The organism is Sporosarcina sp. ANT_H38 (assembly GCF_008369195.1).
Classification (GTDB): Bacteria; Bacillota; Bacilli; order Bacillales_A; family Planococcaceae; genus Sporosarcina.
In genome coordinates, this window is record NZ_VOBC01000004.1 from 253472 (window position 1) to 270376 (window position 16905).

A 16905-nucleotide genomic window follows, 5' to 3' on the forward strand; every position below is an offset into this window, starting at 1 on the left:
AGCTAAATGAGTTAGATAAAAGGCGACCTACCCATAATCCGCGCCAATACCAGAGCCTCGACCTTCTTTAATCCATTTTCCATTTTTAGATGTTCTTGCTCGTTTAGACATAAAAAACGCCCCTTTAGACAACTATAATCTAAAGGGGCATTTCATCGCGACTTTATTTTAAACATCGTATCTTTTTTATAAACATCGCAACTTTATTTCAAAGCTATACCTATTTATTTGTCATTTACTTGTTATGTCTCCCAAAAGAGAACTAGTTACACGAAAATGTGATCTCTTACTTTGGAAGTTTCACTATAAAAGTGGTTCCTTTATGCTGGTTCCTTGTTACATTAATCGTTCCATTGTGCATCGATACAATCCACTGGGCGATAGACAATCCTAATCCCATACCTCCAGTTTCCCTAGTTCGGGCTTTGTCTTCTCGGTAAAAGCGATCGAAAATGTAATGGATATTTTCTTCTTTGATACCGATCCCCGTATCACTCACTTCAATTGCAACTTTCTGATCCTCGACATATGTTTTCACACGAATACGATCGTTTTCGTTCGTATATTTTAAAGCATTGTCCAATAAAATTACCAACAGTTGATGCAGCCGAGTCTCATCTGCTTCTATAGTAAAAGGGCTTTGACAATTTAGCGAAAAATGTTTATCCTGCGATTCAGCAATTTCCTTATAAGGCGTACATACGCTTCGGATGAATGTATCGATATGAATGGATTGCTTCACAATCTGTGTTTCCGCCGAATCTGCTCTTGCCAAGGTCAATAAATCCGAAGTGAGTTTGGACAACCGCCTTGTTTCAGACAAGCTTAGGGCTATATTTTCAAACCTATCTGAAATTCTTTCTTGCGGTGCCGTTAGGAGAAGCTCCAGCTTATTTTGAATGATCGTCAAAGGCGTCCTGAGTTCATGTGAAGCATTTTCAACAAACTCCGCCTGCTTATTCCAAGAATGAATAATTGGTTTCATCATCTTTTTAGATAAGATGTAACTAGCGGAAATAGAGAGGACGATGAAGATTACCGACCAGATAATGAACAGTTTCTCAAAGTTGGAAATGATGGTTTGTTCAGCATCCACGTTGATCATCAGCTGTGTGTAGGCAATTTCATCCTCATCATTATGGTCTTCAAAAAGAATATATCTAAAGTGATACAGATCATTGATTTTCGTCATTGTAATCTTGTCCATATTTGTTTTATCCAGCTTATACTCTTTTAGATAGTTTTCGTAAAATAAGGTTCCGATTTCATTTTCATTACGTATATTTCCCGCGTTATCCCAATGCATGACAATTATCCTAGGATTTGACGGATTTTTCCGTCTCTCGTCATTAGGTACAGTCTCGTCTAAGTCTCCAACTTTAGGAGGCAGCCGTAACCCCTTTGGATTGTTATCTGTCATCATTTCTTTAAATAATAACAGCTCATCGTCTGTCTTTGAAAATAATGTATTTTGAACTTGGCCGAAAATGATAATACTAAAGATCGTGAAAATCACAGTAAAAGCGATTAAGTTGAAAATCATAAATTTCAGCTGCTGTTTCTTGAAAATTAGTTTATTAAACATTCCCCTCACCATGGTCTTCCAGCATATAACCTAACCCACGAAAGGTTTTGATATATTGATCATACTCAAACTTCTTGAGACTTTTTCGTAAATTACTGGCGTACACCTCTACAACTGTAGTAGAAGTATCAGACTCAAATCCCCATATTCGATCAAAAATCTGTTCCTTGGTCAAAATAGCGTTTTTATTGTTTATCAAATACTCCAGTAAATCAAATTGTTTCCCATTCAACTTAAGTGCTTCCCCATTAATTTCCGCGGTTTTATTTTTGATATTCAAATGTAGTTCCTTAAAAGTTAGAACATTTTCCTTAAATAAACCTCCGGATCTCCTTACCATTGCCTCTAGCCGCACTAATAGTTCTTCTCGATGGAATGGTTTCACTAAATAGTCGTCTGCTCCCATTTTAAAACCCTTAATCTTGTCATCAATTCCATCTTTGGCTGTCAGCATGATGACAGGTGTCGTGATATTTTGCTTTCTTAAATTTTCTAATACCTCATAACCGTTCATATACGGAAGCATGATATCTAAAATAATGACATCGAAAATATCTTGCTGTGCAAGAAACAGTCCTTCCTCTCCATCGAAAGCCTGCTCAGTTTCGAACATTTCCTTTGTTGTTTCACATATTGATTCAGAGAGATACATGTCATCTTCAATGATGAGTAATTTCATACAGTGCCCCCCTCGTATCATTTATCAACGTATTAACTTAATTCAAAAAATGTGTTTGTACTGAAAGCGAAGCGTCAGCTACAGAAGTCCCCCACTTCTATAGGGAGAAATTAAGTTCCATTTCTCCTTAGTGGTGAGATGAATACTAGATATGCCTTCAAATTCAGTGGGGGTTCAAACCCCAGCTGAATAGTAGAACGCAGGCTAAGGTCGCCACGTCCTGTGGCAACGCCTGCATGACCTGCATCGTGCAGGCCTAAGCCTCCGGCGGATGTCACAGATTTTGAAGGGAGTTAAGGAAGGCAGTCTAAGTTCGCGACATCCTGTCGCAATGACTGCATAACCTACATCCTGTAGGCCTCAAGCGCAATTCAAAATCTGGACGCAATCACGCCGAGGCGTGATTGCTATCGTTACGATAGATTATAGGACCAATTGTAATAAAAGCAAACTTTAATTTAAAACGGGTTCGGTTGACGGGGAGGAAAACGCAAAAAAGAAATGGAAATAACAACTTAATTAGCATAGGTTCAGATAACGAATTTGCAAGTTAAATGACAAGTAAAAACCTTTTAAAAATGGAAAAGCATCGCAAAATGCGATGCTAATTAATGAATATAGATAGTGAGCAAAAATAAATTCTAAACCAAACAGGTTAAAAATTGCCGGGTTGTTTTTTTAGTTCATCTACTTATCGAATTCATTAATTGGAAGAAGTATTCAGGTTTGTGAGTCTTATTTAGGTTATACCATGAATGCAATGTATCTGGTGCAAATACATCTAATTTTTTCATTACTTCCATCGCAAATTCCAAAGGAGCTACTCCTGATGCAGTAACCAAATTCTCGCCAGCTACTACAGGCCCCATCTCATAAAATTTTTCTCCATTATAATTAGGACAGACCATTTTAATATACTCTAAGTCATTGCTTGTATGCTTTCTGGAATCTAGGTATCCGGTATTTGCCAGTCCCTCAGTTGCACCACAAATAGCAGCAACAATAGTGCCGAGCTCTAAAGCATCTCCAACCCTCCCCAAGATAGGTAGATGAATATCTTCCCCCCAAGTACTTCCTCCAGGTAAAATTAAGAGATCCATTCCCTCAAGAACACACTCATCAATGGAAATATCCGGTTTTATACTCAACCCTCCCATCGTAGTAATAATTTCTTTATTAGCTCCTACTGTAATTACTTTTAAAGGTGCTAAATCCTTTTTAAAATATCTTCCTGAGTTTAGTTCAGCAATTAAATATCCATATTCCCAGTCTGACATTGTATTAAATACATAAAGAAAAGCTTTCTTTGTTTGCATCCAATAACACTCCAATCACAATTAATATAGCCAAATATAACATAACTTCACTGACATCTAGCGTCAGTGAAGTTATCAAATTTGATGAAACTTTATTAATTCCGACAAAACTTCAATCAGTCTTTTCTTAAGACTAATTGGCTCAATAACTCGAATAGATTTACCGTACGGCAAAAGTAAATTAGGTACGTATGTATGCATCATATCTTTTTCAAGATGAAATACTGCTTGATTTGAGGTCAGCTCTTGTAAATAATGTCCCAAAAACCAATGTTGGCAAATATCACCCAATACCCTTTTATCTCCATTAATAACCAAAGAAATAATCCCTTCCTTATCTTTTATAGAAGGAAGAAGATTTCCCATAAAAAATTCACGTGCTGAAAAGTTTTCTGGTTGGCGAAACTTATCTTCGGTTAGTGTTAGGCTTTCCATTCGATCTACCCTAAAACTACGGATATCATTCCTGAGATGACAGAACCCAATCATATACCACTTATTATTCCAATAAATAATTTTATACGGATCTACCAATCTATACTTTAATTGCTCTGCGCCACTTTTATGGTATAGAATTTTTACAGAGAATCCATCGGATACCGCTTGCTCCAACTCATTCAAAAAAGGTTCCATAGTGAGCGAACTTAATCGACATATTACTTCAAGACTGGTTAAATGTTGGTTTATCTTTGATTCTTGCTCTTGATTCGAGTATTTACCTAGCTTCGAAATAGCCCTATCTAGTGCTTCACCTCCATAATACCCTGCTTCTTCTGCAAAAATAGCAGCGTGAAATAGTGAGGTTTGCTCTTCAAAATCAAAAAAAAGAGGGGCTTCGATAAAATTGTTCAATAAAGTGTATCCACCATTATGTCCCGCGTCTGAAATTATAGGTACACCACTTATTGAAAGTGAATCAATATAACGATATACAGTTCTAATATTCACCTCCAACTTTTCCGAAATTTGTTTTGCAGTAACTTTTTCACCTGAACTAAGCATCCATAGAATTGCAAGTGAATTGTCAACTTTAGCCATAGAAATCCACCTCTTTATGGAGTTTATTTTCTATTATACAAGTTTATATTTTTTAATTAGCCATAAGGAAATTTCATTGTATCTGTCATTTAATTTCAACTTCTTTTGTTGAATTAGGCTTTATAACTTGTTAGTTTAAGCATTATTTTTCACAATCAATTTCCTGTTTTTTAGTTTAACTCATCAACTGCTTTATTCTACAATTTGGCCCGTTTGTTGAATAAAGAATAATTCCAATTCTTTAACAATCTATAGTTAGATTAACATAAAAACTTCAATATCATTCAAGAAATTAGTGTTACGAATTACTTTTAGCATATCAATTCGCAACCATTTTAGCACTGGTTTTACTAACACCGCATAAATTTATGCGGTTGTTTCAATTCGTTTGTTAATTGTCGTGCCAATTCATTTATTAAACCCCTTAAAGCATTGATATGAGAACAAAAAAGGAGACACCAATTCATATGTGAATTATGTCCCCAATTAGACTGCTATTTACTGTTTTCTCCCCATCAACCGAATCCGTTATTTAATCTAAAATGCCTTTTTTAAGCTTCGTTTAAGGTTCGTACTGAATAATAAGCTTCATAGCAAAACATCATCTAAAAAATGGATGAAATTTCATTTGCAAGAAGGAGCTTATGATGAAAAAACAAAATTCTAAATTTATAAAGGTAGCCGCCACTCTTATGTGCACCGCATCTTTGTTTGCTTGCAGCAATGATTCAGAAAAGGTAAGTATCACTAATGACACTACTGCAAAAAACGAGAGCTTAATTACGATTGGCAATCAAGAAATAGCTAGTGTTATTAGCGAGCATGTAACCTATTCCGATGAAGACTTTTACGGTGATTGGGAAAACGAAACGTCTATTCAGTTGAATGGAAGTGGTGCCAGCTTTGAAGGTGATGGCGGAGTCGTCATCGACAAGAGCATCATCACGATAAAATCTTCAGGCGTGTATACAATCCAAGGACAGCTGGATGACGGACAAATCATTGTGGACACAGAAGACAAAGACATCGTTCGGCTCGTTTTGAATGGTGCAGAAATTCATTCTTCCTCTACTTCAGCAATCTACGTGCAACAAGCAGAAAAAACCATTGTTTCATTAGAAGAAGGAACTGAAAATGTTTTATCCGATGGAGCAAAATATGTTTATGAGAATTCAGAGGAAGATGAGCCGAATGCAGCGTTATTCAGCAAAGACGATCTCACCATAAACGGCAGTGGTAAACTAGTCGTGCAAGGCAATTACAACGACGGAATCGCCAGTAAAGACCAATTGAAAATTACAGGAGGAACAATCCAAATTAATTCAGTTGATGATGGATTAAAGGGAAAAGATCTCCTTGCTGTTAAAGGTGGCACTATCAGTATCGAAGCGAGTGGCGACGGTATGAAGTCCACGAATGACACAGATGCTGCAAAAGGGATCATTGCCATTGAAGGAGGAAGTTTTGATATCAAGGCAGCTGATGATGGCATTCAGGCTGAGACTTCACTTCTGATCGCAGACGGAAATTTCAACATTTCATCTGGAGGCGGCAGTCCTGAAAAAATAGCGAATGCTGAAATGGGTCGGCCTACCCCAGGAGAAACGAAAACAAGCACAACTGACGCTAGCTCTGAGACATCAAGTGGCAAAGGGCTTAAGGCAAATGTAGAAGTGGCAATTGGCGGAGGAAGCTTTGAACTGGATTCATTAGATGATGCGATACACAGCAACAACTCCGTCAACATAATTGGCGGCGATTTGAAAGTGGCTTCCGGCGATGATGGAATTCATGCTGATAAATCCATTCTTATCGAAGGCGGAAGTATCGACATCACAAAGAGTAATGAAGGGATAGAAGCTAATTCCATCACAATCTTAGACGGGAAAATTCATGTTAAAGCAACTGATGATGGCATAAACATTAGCGAAGCCGACGAAAATTCTAACACGACTACTGAACAAGCAGAAGATCCACTGCTTTCAATAAATGGTGGCTATGTTTATGTCGATGCAGCCGGCGATGGACTCGATTCAAATGGTTCCATATCCATGACAGGCGGTACCGTGATCGTTAATGGACCTACAAATAATGGCAATGGTGCTTTGGATTATGACGAAGACTTTGAAATAAGTGGCGGAGTTCTCATCGCTGCCGGAAGTTCTGGTATGGCGATGGCCACTTCAGAAGACTCATCTCAACATACGATCTTGATGACTTATCCGAAGACACAATCTGCAGGAACCACACTGCTTCTAGAAGATAGCGAAGGAAATGAAATTGTGACATTTGCGCCCGAAAAAGACTATCAATCGGTCGTCATTAGTTCGCCAAAACTAACGAAAGATGCATCCTATACCCTTTACTCAGGAGGGACAACGTCTGGTAAAGCAAGTGATGGTCTTTTTGAAGTTGGTGACTATCAAGACGGCACGAAAGTAGTCGAATTCACAATTTCCGACACCATTACATGGCTTGATGAAACTGGAATCACCACTGCAAAAACTTCTGGTCCTGATGGTATGGGAGGTCCAGGTGGAATGGGAGCACCCGAAGGTATGGAGCGACCAGAAGGGATGAAAGCTCCCCAAGGTATGGAACCACCAGAAGGGATGGAAGTTCCCGAGGGTATGGAGCCACCAGAAGGAATGGAAGCTCCCGAAGCTACAGAGCCAGAAGGAAAATGAAATATAAAAAGGTCTATGTATTAATTTAACTGGTTCTCTACAGAGGTGCAAACCATTTAAAAACAATAGAAAAGGGACTAAAACCGTCAGGGTTTTAGTCCCTTCTTTTTATTGTTATATCAATGTTTGTAGTTATTTCCTGCTTAATACATTGGAAAATTCATTCTTGGAGACAACTGCTGTCTCTTTACTTTACTCTGCTGATCTGCCACAATCTAGTTGCTTACTCTGGAAATACGCCCTATAGTTGAAATAAAAATCACTCAAACTTAAAGTCATATCCTATATAGTTAAATACATTTCTGAATCCTATATTCTCCGCAACCGCAATTGAAGGCTTGTTAGACTCCATACAATCCCAATACGGCACAAGATTATTTTCCAAACAATATTCCACAAAAGTTATGGCTACTTTTTGTGCTAACTTTTTACCTTGATGCTCTTCCAAGGTTTCAATATCAATACAATGTACATTATCAACTACAAAACCTGAAAAACAGACACTTACAATTTTATTTTTACAAACTACAACGTAACCAACGCCTTCATTAAAGAACCTCTCCGGCGAAGACCAGAACTCTACTATTTTGGAATGTAAAAACTCAATATTTCCAATTGATTTATCACTGTTTATAAATAGTATTTCACTAATTTTGACAATATTATATCCTTCTTCAATAGTAAGTTCGAAGTTGCCTTTATAATCGTTTTTTTGTAATGTATAAACCCTCTGATTCCAACTTCCTAAATTGCGGTTTTCAAACACCTTTTTAATAGTCTTATCCCACTTATTATGATTACCAATACCCTCAAACCAAGTTAACCCTACCTTCCTTGCTTCTGGAATGATTACTGTATCAATAAAATGATTTAATTCCGAATTGAACCCTTCGTTTCTTTCGTCTCCAATAAAGAGAAAACCGTCGTTATTACCTAACCAAATAAATCCCGAAACAGGAGATTCAATATCATCTACAAAAATACGTCCAGGATTTACTCCTTCGACTACCGCTTTAGCTTCTATTTGACCTTGCTCATATAGCAAATCTCTACACTTGTAGAATTCAGACTTTTTTAATTCTAAAATCATTAGTTACCTCCTTATCCGTCCCAAATTAACTAATTCAGGAATCTTTTCTTTTTTAAAATCCTGCTTTTTTAGTTTAAGTACTTCTCTTCACTAAACAAACAAACCTGAGCTTCGACAATATGGCCCATTTTTAGCACAGCCACTTATTTAAGGATTACAACCATTTGCGGAAAATGTTATCTAATCATAAAATTCCATATGTGGTTTTTCCTTTTTGTAATAATCTATTCTGTCCAGCAAAGTACCAGTATGAAATTCAAACTTATGTCCATCAGGATCAGTGAAATAAATAGATTTCTTATCCTTTTCATCTCTTGGGCGCCCAGTTAAAATATTTACACCCAATTTCTCTAACTTGTTATATATACTATCTAATTCTGCCTCTTCAACTGAAAAAGCTACGTGAGTGTATGATTTACTTATTTCATTGCGGGGAATCTCCTTTTCCAAATTTAGAGCCAGCCATATACCATTTAAATCAAAATAGGCAGTACTTGTCCCTTTAACCAGTAACTTAGCTTCAAATACATCTTGGTAGAACTTTATGGATTTATCCAAATCAGACACGGACATTAAAAAATGGTTTACCCCTTTTAAAAACAACAACATCACCTCGAAATTATTAAAGTAACTTATTCAATTAAATTTCCCTATTAGTGATTAATTTCATAATAGGGTTATGAAGCGGGGAAAACGAACAATGTTGATTTTCGCTTCATGTGGACGCTTTCCGCGGGCACGGCTTCAGCCAATCGAACAGCGCAGGGTTCGATTTGTAATAATTTCTGCGCCTTTCGCAGAAATTTTACATCCACTGCTCCCAACGCTTCGCTTTTGGTCGCAAAAGCCGTCCTACGTGACGTCTCTTCCTGTGGGGTCTTCAGCTCGCGCTGTTCCCGCAGGAGTCGCCACCTTCCGCTACAATCAACGAGAGTAGTCCGAAATATTGACGGACAATGAATTGATAGATGAATTATATTGTTCGTCTTTACACAAGAAATAAGTAATTGTGAAATTGATTCTAGTAAATAACTCTTTTTTACATGCATCTAATCATTCAGTTATCGTATCTGAATTGTTTTTAAATCTTCTACTATTCTCACACGTTCAATATTGGGATCTGAACCTAAAACTGAAGAATTTCCAGTTGTCCACCTTATTTATGGAGATAGTAAAGCTACACCATTTCCTACATAGTCTATTAATAAATGACCTATAAAGACTGTAATGGAAAATATTATCCATCCCATTTCAAAAGTGCGAAAAAGGATTGAAAAAGATGAAAAAAGTATGAATGATGCATCCATTTTTCCCCTCTACAAACTATAAAAGTTATAATATTCTAACTTATTTTATCATAGGTTTACAAAATACAAAATCAAATGTTTATTCCATTTTAGTTTCCCATATTGCAGCGTCTTACAGAGACCCACCTGGAATTCCCCAACCTCTCTTAGGACCTTTAATTAGCGGAATTCCCTTTTTGTCGTTGAGTACATTAGTTGTAGCTGACACCTTAATTTAACAGCAAAATATAATAGATCTCCCCGATTTTATAGAGCAACTACGTAGGGTGAATAAAAAGTAATTTAAAGAATCGGATGCATTGTGACGTGCATCCAAAGATTTTGTCGGAGTAATTCACCGCTACCAGTAATGGCAGAGTTTGCAATGAAAGAGCTAAAAAAGCAACTTTCCGGGAACTGCAAAATAGGGAGTCGAATTCTAAAAAAATAAAGCTTGAAGGTGAAATATGTCTAGAAAAACAAAAAAACGGGTAAAGAATACTTAGTTGAAGCAAACAGGAGGTATTTTTTAATGAAGAATCATATTATTGGTGTATACGATAATGAACAACAAGCGGCTGAAGTTGTTGAAGATTTAAAAGAGAAAGGCTATAAAATTGAGGAAATTTCAGTTATTGCTAAAAATATAAATAAACTATCTGCAATCACACAGGAAGTAAAACCCTCCACCAAGGATGGAGCCATTGCTGGAGCTGTAACTGGAGGAGCGATTGGCATAGCTGGCGTGATAGCAGGATTATCCACTATATTGATTCCCGGATTTGGTTTTGCGTTGGCTGCAGGTCCTATTATTGCAACAATTGGAGGTGCAGTCGTAGGGGCCAACTCTGGTGCTGGCGGACTAAAGCATGCTCTTATGGAAATTGGAGTACCTAATGATGAAGCTGAACGCTACTATAATGACGCTCAGAATGGGAAATTCTTAGTATTTCTTCATCCCAAAGAGTAAGTGCAGATTGAATGGTCCCATGTTTGCATAAATAACACGCGGTGATGTTAGCTAAAAGTCGCTAAACCACTTGATGTACTAATTTCCCTCTGGAATTGACTCATGGTGAACTACAATCGATAGCACATGAAATTCTGTTTCTTAAGATGTGGGTTCGATTCCTACCGATGGCGTACAAAAACTAGTAGTTCCTATATAAGCCTAAAATAGCGCGCACCTGTCAAAATGACAAGTGCGCGCTATTTTAGGCTTACCTTTCTACTTGTTCAATTAGAAAACGAGTTGACACATTAATCAATACGCTCACAAATTGAAGAAGCGATCCATCTTCTATCATAAAATAGTTATAAGCTATTAGCAGGAAGAGCGATGATATAGAACTAAAAAAATCTAAAATACATCCTATTGATTAGTTCTTTAGAAACTATATATGCCTCAATAATTAATTTAGATAAAAATTCGACAACAGGTTCGTTACGAGCGTTTTCCGACTTGCTAATTAAAGTGGACATATTAGTTTTTATTTATTACTTTTTTATATCATTTATCAGAGTTCTCTTAAAGATGTATATCAAGCATTTTAATTTATATTATTTGAAATAGTGAAATTTTGTAGATACTCGGATTTAATACTAAAAGATTCAACTTTTTTCTTCCACTGCTTGACTACATCAACGTGGTCATCGTAAATATAAATAAAGAAATCCATTTCTTTTTTCATTTTTTTTACCTTGATGACAAATGGAATAACAGTAGTCTCTGGATGTAGAAACAAGTTTTCATTCCCCGGGAATATATGGTTTCTTTCTAAAAATTGGGCTTCATTGAAATAATTATTAAATCTAATTTTTTCTTCCTCTTCTAAGTGCGTTCCGTTATATAGTACACTAATATCTTTTGAATCAAGTTTTGGATGAATTGTAAATTTACTTAAACCCCATTCTACTAGTGCACTTGGGGGACTTGTCATGAATATTAAAATTATCCCGATTACTATAATAACAAAAGTCATCCATGTCATTTCATAACAACTCCTTAATTAATAATATCTGGTTAACTAATTTACCAGTACATTTATAAATTAAGATTATCACAAAATATTGATTTCATGTTTGACAAATATCCAACTTTTTTACTAACCACTAAATTTATAGAAATGCTTTTTGTCCCTCTAGACTATTGACCTCTTTGGAATCATACAAATCCTCATACTTAACTAGTAGAAAAAATAAAAGGATTAAACTTTCGGGAACCTAATAGAAATTAAAACATCCCCTTCAACTATCTATTCGATGACCTACATAATTTGATGGAAATTAGGAGTAGTTTGTTAAATAATGTACGTAAACTAACGGGTGAGCGTTTTTTACTTGGCATTTATATTGCCAATTTGCTGTTGAAATAAATGCTGGTTAATGTGAAATTTACTTTGTTATTGGCATTTTTTCTCCCCACCAACCGTACCCATTAGTTATTAATTGAAGCTCTTATATATTCATTTTTCTACTTGCCATCCATTTAATCATGGCTGGATCAGCATGGATCTACGTCAATAACTTGGACGCAAAAAAATTATTGACGTTTGTTCGTAAGACATATTGTTTAGCTCAAACATATTACAAGTAGGAAGGATGCAGTTCAATCCTTCCCTGCTTGAAGGCATCCTCATTGCCTTTACCAACAAGACTGAAGCGACTCGAGGGGCTAGGCGCTGGAGTCTAGAAGACAAATCACTATGTACCAACTTATCCATAGTACGATATTTTATAGTTTCCTAAGCAAAAAAAGCCTAACCCCTCCGTATCTTGAACGAGGAATTAGACTTATGATTTTCAGCAATCGTACCCTATTCTTGATTTTTTTTAAGCTATTTTTCAGTGAATGGAAATTATGATTTACTTGTTTTCTGTACGTACAAAGTAAAAATCCCCGAATCATTTCCCCGGTGTTAACATTTTCACCTCCAATACCTTCATGTCTCTGTCCTATTTAAAATGAGTAAACCGTACGGATTCTAGTTGAGCCTTTTCCTCAAAGGTTGAAGAATTAGTATCATCAGCAGAATAGTACAAGAAGGCTATGCTACAATAATAGCTAGAAAATGTTTATTTTGGAAATAACATTAGGGAGTGAAATTATATGCCGTTGACTTTTGCTCATCCAGCAGCAGTTTTACCTTTCTCAAGGAATAGTAAATATGTAAATTTTTTAGCATTGGTATTAGGTAGTATGTCGCCTGATTTCGAGTATTTTCTACGAGGAATGCCGTATGGCGAGATTGGTCATACATTCTTTGGTTTTATAGCTTTTAATCTTCCTATTGTTGTAATGGTTTATTTGATTTATAAGGCATATATACATAGAACATTATTTAGACATCTACCATCTTTTTTGCAAGATACCTATTCTCAAAAAACAAGTTCTTCTAGATCCTTAAAGGTTTTTGTATTCTTATATTCCGCCTTATTTGGAATGCTAACCCATGTAGTTTGGGATTCTTTCACTCATTCAGTAGGATTTATGGTGAAGAACTTATCAATACTTTCTACTACTGTTCATATTTATGGTTTTAATATCCCTGTCTTTAAATTCCTACAGCACGGAGGCACACTAGTTGGCATCATTGCGATTATAGGCTATATGTACTTTCGAACAGCGAAGAATAGGCTTATTGGTGACAGGAGTACAGGACCAAAACAAAAATTGATGTATTGGGGTCAAATAGCATTGTTAACAACACTTTTGTTTTGTTTATGGTATCTCATTGATAGCGTTTCGATTGAATCCTATGGCATTATTGTTGTACGAATAATAGATTCCGCTTTGATCAGTTTGTTAATTGTTTCAATAAGTTTTCACCACTTATATAGAGCAAAGATAGAACATTCTATAGTAAAGTAATAGGGCGCCAGCTCAGATAAATTGAAAAATAGTACCCAAAAAACGCTCAGAAAAAGATCTGAGTGTTTTTAACAAACTACACTATTAAGACAACTCTAAACTTATATAGAGTCTTATCGTATTGAATCGCGCCCCATTGTGGAGTGTAATTATTCGTTGTCTGAATGCCACGACAAAAACATTTCTCTCTCTATTACATTCAAAATGCAGGGCGAATTCACTTGCGATTCTAATTTACTATGTTCCTCCGGAAACTCTGACTGTACACCGATTCTAATATAAGTAAGATTTTCCTGAGCCTTTTGAGATCGGATATTTGATAATTTTGCTCCTGCAAATACATATTCTAAATCCAATACTGTAAAGGCGATATATAGCATTTCTGATTTGGCTAATGCATTATAACCTTTCCCCCAATATTGATGTCCTATCCAAGTACCAATATGACAAGTTTTATTGCCGTCATCAATGTCTTTTAGTGTTATTACCCCAATTAATTTTTTAGTTTCATCAAGGATGACTCTTGAATATTGCTTTCCTAGTCTTTCTTGTTCCTCAATAAACTCTATAAAATCAATAGTTCCTTCAAGTGAAGTTTGGTCATCGGTAAGTCCCAATGCATTTTTCACTTGGGGTGCTGACGAAAGTGATGACATTGGTTTTGCATAAATTTTATTGTGTGGAACTAATGAAAACTTTAACAATCATATCCCCCCAAAAACATATTGATATTTGAAACTCTATCAAACAAAATGGCCCGATTGTGCAATATGGGCGCAATCGCTGATACAGTAATCGCGCCCGATTCTGGAAAAGCAAGATAATGACAACCACTAATAGATACACAAACCAGATAGGTAGATGTCATAGATTATAAAATACATAAAATGTGTAAACACCCCATAAAAGTAACGCTACAAATAATATTAATAATAGTATATCTTTGTTTTTTTTCTTTTCATTATAAAAATAAATTTTACTAATTAAATAAATGATACCAACAATAATAACTGAAAATGTCAAGCTAAATCCGAGAACTTCATTTTGTTTAACCTGAGAATAGAATAGTAATACCAAGTAAAATATAGTTAATGCTTTTTTAGTTTTCGAGTATTTTTTCTCATTAAATATGATTTCTTTTAACCGTACATTCCTCTCGGTATCTCCATCCATTTATCCCACTCCTATTCTGGAGGACGCAGTTTTTAACCAGTTATCGCGCCCAATTGCGGATATCATAGCACTCGTCTTTTCAGCTAACACCCATAGGTTGATTGAATAAAAATATCGTTATTACTAATTTAAACAGGACTCAAAATTCCACATAAAATGGTTGTTTGCTGCTATCAAGACAATACTCAATTCTTTGTCTAAAATTATCAATAGTTATCATTTTCAAAGCCAGCTCAATAGGGAAAAAACCCACTTCTAAACTTTCTGGGGAAGTTGTTAATTTACCACCAATTGGCTTAGCTAAAAAGAGCGTATTACAAATTGACTTATTCACATTTTGAAATATCCCGCAGAATTTAAGATCTTCAATATCAATGCCTGACTCCTCTTTAGTTTCCCTTATTGCAGCGTCTTTCAGAGACTCACCCTCCTCAACTATTCCACCTGGCATTTCCCAACCTCTCATAGGACCTTTAATTAGCAGAATTTCCTTTTGGTCGTTGAGTACAATAGTTGCAGCTGAAACAAAGTGTTTAGAAGGTGTGTAAATATGTGATGTGTTTTGTCCCAAAGTCATTACCCCCTTTTTTTGTGTAAAGCTTTCTCCATTAAATGGCCGATTCTGTAGGTTGCAGTTTTTATCCAGTTATCGCGCCCTAATAAAAGGTACCAGGTAACTGAAACAGTTCATAATTCAATAATTTACACATGATATCTATTGCATCCCCAGTGAATTGACACTTCCTCTTTACAAATAATTATATCATAGTTAATTTTTGGTTTTTCGCACAATGAAATCCTCCTCTGCGCACAGTTTTTCCACTAACATATCCGGCACACTGTACCACCATTTGAAATATCTCAAGTAAACTATGCCGCGCAAATAATCACTTCTCTTTTAGATTCAAATTTGGCAATCGTTTCGCCCGCTTTTAATTGCATATTCACAATAGTACAACGGAACCCTACCTTTAATGTTTTTCTTCTTCAAAATTTTTTCTATAGTGTAAAATTGCTTTCGGAGACGAATATTTGGGAAGTGTATCAGTGCATCCAACTACAAGAAATGATAATATGTATGATGAGCAAAGGATTATGCAATAGATAACTATCGTTTTTATTTGTTGCAACAGGAGGATACAGAATGAGTAACGAGGATAATTTTTGGCTTGATTTACCGAAGCCGTTTTTTATATTAGCACCAATGGAAGATGTCACAGACGTTGTGTTTCGCCACGTCATTAGTGAAGCTGGAAAACCCGACGTATTTTTCACGGAATTCACAAATACAGAAAGTTATTGTCACCCTCAAGGTAGAGACAGTGTACGTGGTCGTTTAACGTTCACAGAAGATGAGCAACCGATTGTCGCTCATATTTGGGGCAATAAACCAGCATTTTTTGAACAGATGAGTATAGATATGAAAAAACTCGGGTTTAAAGGTATTGATTTAAACATGGGATGCCCAGTACAAAACGTCGCAGCCAATGGAAAAGGTTCTGGATTAATACGACATCCTGAAGTTGCAGCAGAAATTATTCAAGCAGCTAAAGCAGGTGGCTTACCAGTTAGTGTTAAAACAAGACTGGGTTACTCAAATGTCGACGAGTGGCGCGAATGGTTAGGACATGTATTGAGACAAGATATTGCGAATCTTTCCATTCACCTTCGTACAAAAAAAGAGATGAGTAAAGTAGATGCACACTGGGAACTAATCCCTGAAATCAAAAAATTACGCGATGAAATTGCTCCAAATACGTTATTAACCATTAATGGAGATATTCCTGACCGCGCAACAGGTTTAAAATTAGTAGAACAATACGGCATAGATGGAGTCATGATTGGCCGCGGCGTTTTCACGAATCCATTTGCTTTTGAAAAAGAACCTAAAGAGCATAGCGTGAAGGATTTTCTCAATTTACTACTTTTACAATTGGAACTTCACGATAAATATTCAACAGAAACTGAACCACGACCATTTAAGCAACTTCATCGCTTTTTCAAAATCTATGTTCGGGGATTTAGTGGAGCAGGCGAACTAAGAAACCAATTAATGAATACAAACTCAACGGATGAAGTCCGTCGTATGGTACAACAGGTTTTAGATAACGAAATAGATTGAGGCATACCTTCCTGTACATGAAAAAAAGACTTGTTTTAACAGCAAGTCTTTTTTTGCT

14 protein-coding genes and 1 pseudogene are annotated in these 16905 nt (G+C 36.0%); 4 read left to right on the forward strand and 11 right to left on the reverse strand.

Annotated features, from left to right (window positions below; genetic code table 11):
• Positions 1-286: 286 nt before the first annotated feature.
• The 4 genes from FQ087_RS19295 to FQ087_RS19310 form a co-directional block, all read right to left on the reverse strand.
• Positions 287-1585 carry a sensor histidine kinase gene (locus tag FQ087_RS19295; RefSeq protein WP_149582236.1) on the reverse strand — a complete coding sequence of 433 codons (1299 nt, stop codon included), beginning with the start codon at positions 1583-1585 and terminating at the stop codon, positions 287-289.
• Positions 1578-2264, reverse strand: coding sequence for a response regulator transcription factor (locus FQ087_RS19300; RefSeq protein ID WP_149582237.1), 687 nt, complete (start codon positions 2262-2264; stop codon positions 1578-1580). Before FQ087_RS19300 ends, FQ087_RS19295 begins: the two co-directional genes overlap by 8 nt.
• Positions 2265-2947: 683 nt before the next feature.
• The gene (locus FQ087_RS19305; RefSeq protein WP_149582238.1) at positions 2948-3580 is read right to left on the reverse strand and encodes a type 1 glutamine amidotransferase family protein; all 633 of its coding nucleotides are present in this window, start codon (positions 3578-3580) and stop codon (positions 2948-2950) included.
• Between the two features lie 75 nt (positions 3581-3655).
• Entirely contained in the window at positions 3656-4618 is a 963-nt protein-coding gene (locus tag FQ087_RS19310; RefSeq protein ID WP_149582239.1) for a helix-turn-helix transcriptional regulator, read from the reverse strand.
• 647 nt (positions 4619-5265) lie between these two features.
• Between FQ087_RS19310 and FQ087_RS19315 the strand changes: the two genes are divergently transcribed.
• Positions 5266-7305 (forward strand): carbohydrate-binding domain-containing protein, encoded by a 2040-nt coding sequence (locus FQ087_RS19315; protein WP_149582240.1) that lies wholly within the window; start codon positions 5266-5268, stop codon positions 7303-7305.
• 259 nt (positions 7306-7564) lie between these two features.
• On the opposite strand, the gene FQ087_RS19320 is transcribed toward FQ087_RS19315, so the two are convergent.
• The 3 genes and pseudogenes from FQ087_RS19320 to FQ087_RS23160 all read right to left on the reverse strand — a co-directional run.
• Positions 7565-8395: a GNAT family N-acetyltransferase gene (locus FQ087_RS19320; protein WP_149582241.1), complete on the reverse strand. Its 831-nt coding sequence runs from the start codon at positions 8393-8395 to the stop codon at positions 7565-7567.
• Between the two features lie 180 nt (positions 8396-8575).
• Entirely contained in the window at positions 8576-9004 is a 429-nt protein-coding gene (fosM, locus tag FQ087_RS19325; RefSeq protein ID WP_370456095.1) for a FosM family fosfomycin resistance protein, read from the reverse strand.
• Positions 9005-9817: 813 nt separating this feature from the next.
• Positions 9818-9916 (reverse strand): annotated as a pseudogene (locus FQ087_RS23160) (NUDIX hydrolase); the annotation flags it as partial.
• Positions 9917-10213: 297 nt separating this feature from the next.
• Here FQ087_RS23160 and FQ087_RS19335 point away from each other — a divergent pair.
• On the forward strand, positions 10214-10651 hold the full coding sequence (locus FQ087_RS19335; RefSeq protein WP_149582243.1) for a YflT domain-containing protein: 438 nt from the start codon (positions 10214-10216) through the stop codon (positions 10649-10651).
• Positions 10652-11231: 580 nt separating this feature from the next.
• On the opposite strand, the gene FQ087_RS19340 is transcribed toward FQ087_RS19335, so the two are convergent.
• Positions 11232-11672, reverse strand: a complete 441-nt coding sequence (locus tag FQ087_RS19340; protein ID WP_149582244.1) for a YfmQ family protein — start codon at positions 11670-11672, stop codon at positions 11232-11234.
• A gap of 1118 nt (positions 11673-12790) precedes the next feature.
• Between FQ087_RS19340 and FQ087_RS19345 the strand changes: the two genes are divergently transcribed.
• Positions 12791-13552: a DUF4184 family protein gene (locus tag FQ087_RS19345; RefSeq protein ID WP_149582245.1), complete on the forward strand. Its 762-nt coding sequence runs from the start codon at positions 12791-12793 to the stop codon at positions 13550-13552.
• 149 nt (positions 13553-13701) lie between these two features.
• Here the strand turns inward: FQ087_RS19345 and FQ087_RS19350 are convergent, their stop codons facing one another.
• From FQ087_RS19350 to FQ087_RS19360, 3 genes are all read right to left on the reverse strand, one after another.
• Entirely contained in the window at positions 13702-14208 is a 507-nt protein-coding gene (locus FQ087_RS19350) for a GNAT family N-acetyltransferase (protein WP_149582366.1), read from the reverse strand.
• A gap of 208 nt (positions 14209-14416) precedes the next feature.
• Positions 14417-14725 (reverse strand): hypothetical protein, encoded by a 309-nt coding sequence (locus FQ087_RS19355; RefSeq protein WP_149582246.1) that lies wholly within the window; start codon positions 14723-14725, stop codon positions 14417-14419.
• Positions 14726-14864: 139 nt separating this feature from the next.
• Positions 14865-15296 (reverse strand): NUDIX hydrolase, encoded by a 432-nt coding sequence (locus FQ087_RS19360; protein ID WP_188006827.1) that lies wholly within the window; start codon positions 15294-15296, stop codon positions 14865-14867.
• Positions 15297-15869: 573 nt separating this feature from the next.
• Between FQ087_RS19360 and FQ087_RS19365 the strand changes: the two genes are divergently transcribed.
• Positions 15870-16847 carry a tRNA dihydrouridine synthase gene (locus FQ087_RS19365; RefSeq protein WP_149582248.1) on the forward strand — a complete coding sequence of 326 codons (978 nt, stop codon included), beginning with the start codon at positions 15870-15872 and terminating at the stop codon, positions 16845-16847.
• Positions 16848-16905 lie beyond the last annotated feature (58 nt).

Coding starts and splice junctions, on each gene's coding strand:
- FQ087_RS19295 (WP_149582236.1), bottom strand. CDS start 1,585: ATGTTTAATAAACTAATTTTCAAGAAACAGCAGCTGAAATTTATGATT.
- FQ087_RS19300 (WP_149582237.1), bottom strand. CDS start 2,264: ATGAAATTACTCATCATTGAAGATGACATGTATCTCTCTGAATCAATA.
- FQ087_RS19305 (WP_149582238.1), bottom strand. CDS start 3,580: ATGCAAACAAAGAAAGCTTTTCTTTATGTATTTAATACAATGTCAGAC.
- FQ087_RS19310 (WP_149582239.1), bottom strand. CDS start 4,618: ATGGCTAAAGTTGACAATTCACTTGCAATTCTATGGATGCTTAGTTCA.
- FQ087_RS19315 (WP_149582240.1), top strand. CDS start 5,266: ATGAAAAAACAAAATTCTAAATTTATAAAGGTAGCCGCCACTCTTATG.
- FQ087_RS19320 (WP_149582241.1), bottom strand. CDS start 8,395: ATGATTTTAGAATTAAAAAAGTCTGAATTCTACAAGTGTAGAGATTTG.
- fosM (WP_370456095.1), bottom strand. CDS start 9,004: ATGTTGTTGTTTTTAAAAGGGGTAAACCATTTTTTAATGTCCGTGTCT.
- FQ087_RS19335 (WP_149582243.1), top strand. CDS start 10,214: ATGAAGAATCATATTATTGGTGTATACGATAATGAACAACAAGCGGCT.
- FQ087_RS19340 (WP_149582244.1), bottom strand. CDS start 11,672: ATGACATGGATGACTTTTGTTATTATAGTAATCGGGATAATTTTAATA.
- FQ087_RS19345 (WP_149582245.1), top strand. CDS start 12,791: ATGCCGTTGACTTTTGCTCATCCAGCAGCAGTTTTACCTTTCTCAAGG.
- FQ087_RS19350 (WP_149582366.1), bottom strand. CDS start 14,208: ATGTCATCACTTTCGTCAGCACCCCAAGTGAAAAATGCATTGGGACTT.
- FQ087_RS19355 (WP_149582246.1), bottom strand. CDS start 14,725: ATGGATGGAGATACCGAGAGGAATGTACGGTTAAAAGAAATCATATTT.
- FQ087_RS19365 (WP_149582248.1), top strand. CDS start 15,870: ATGAGTAACGAGGATAATTTTTGGCTTGATTTACCGAAGCCGTTTTTT.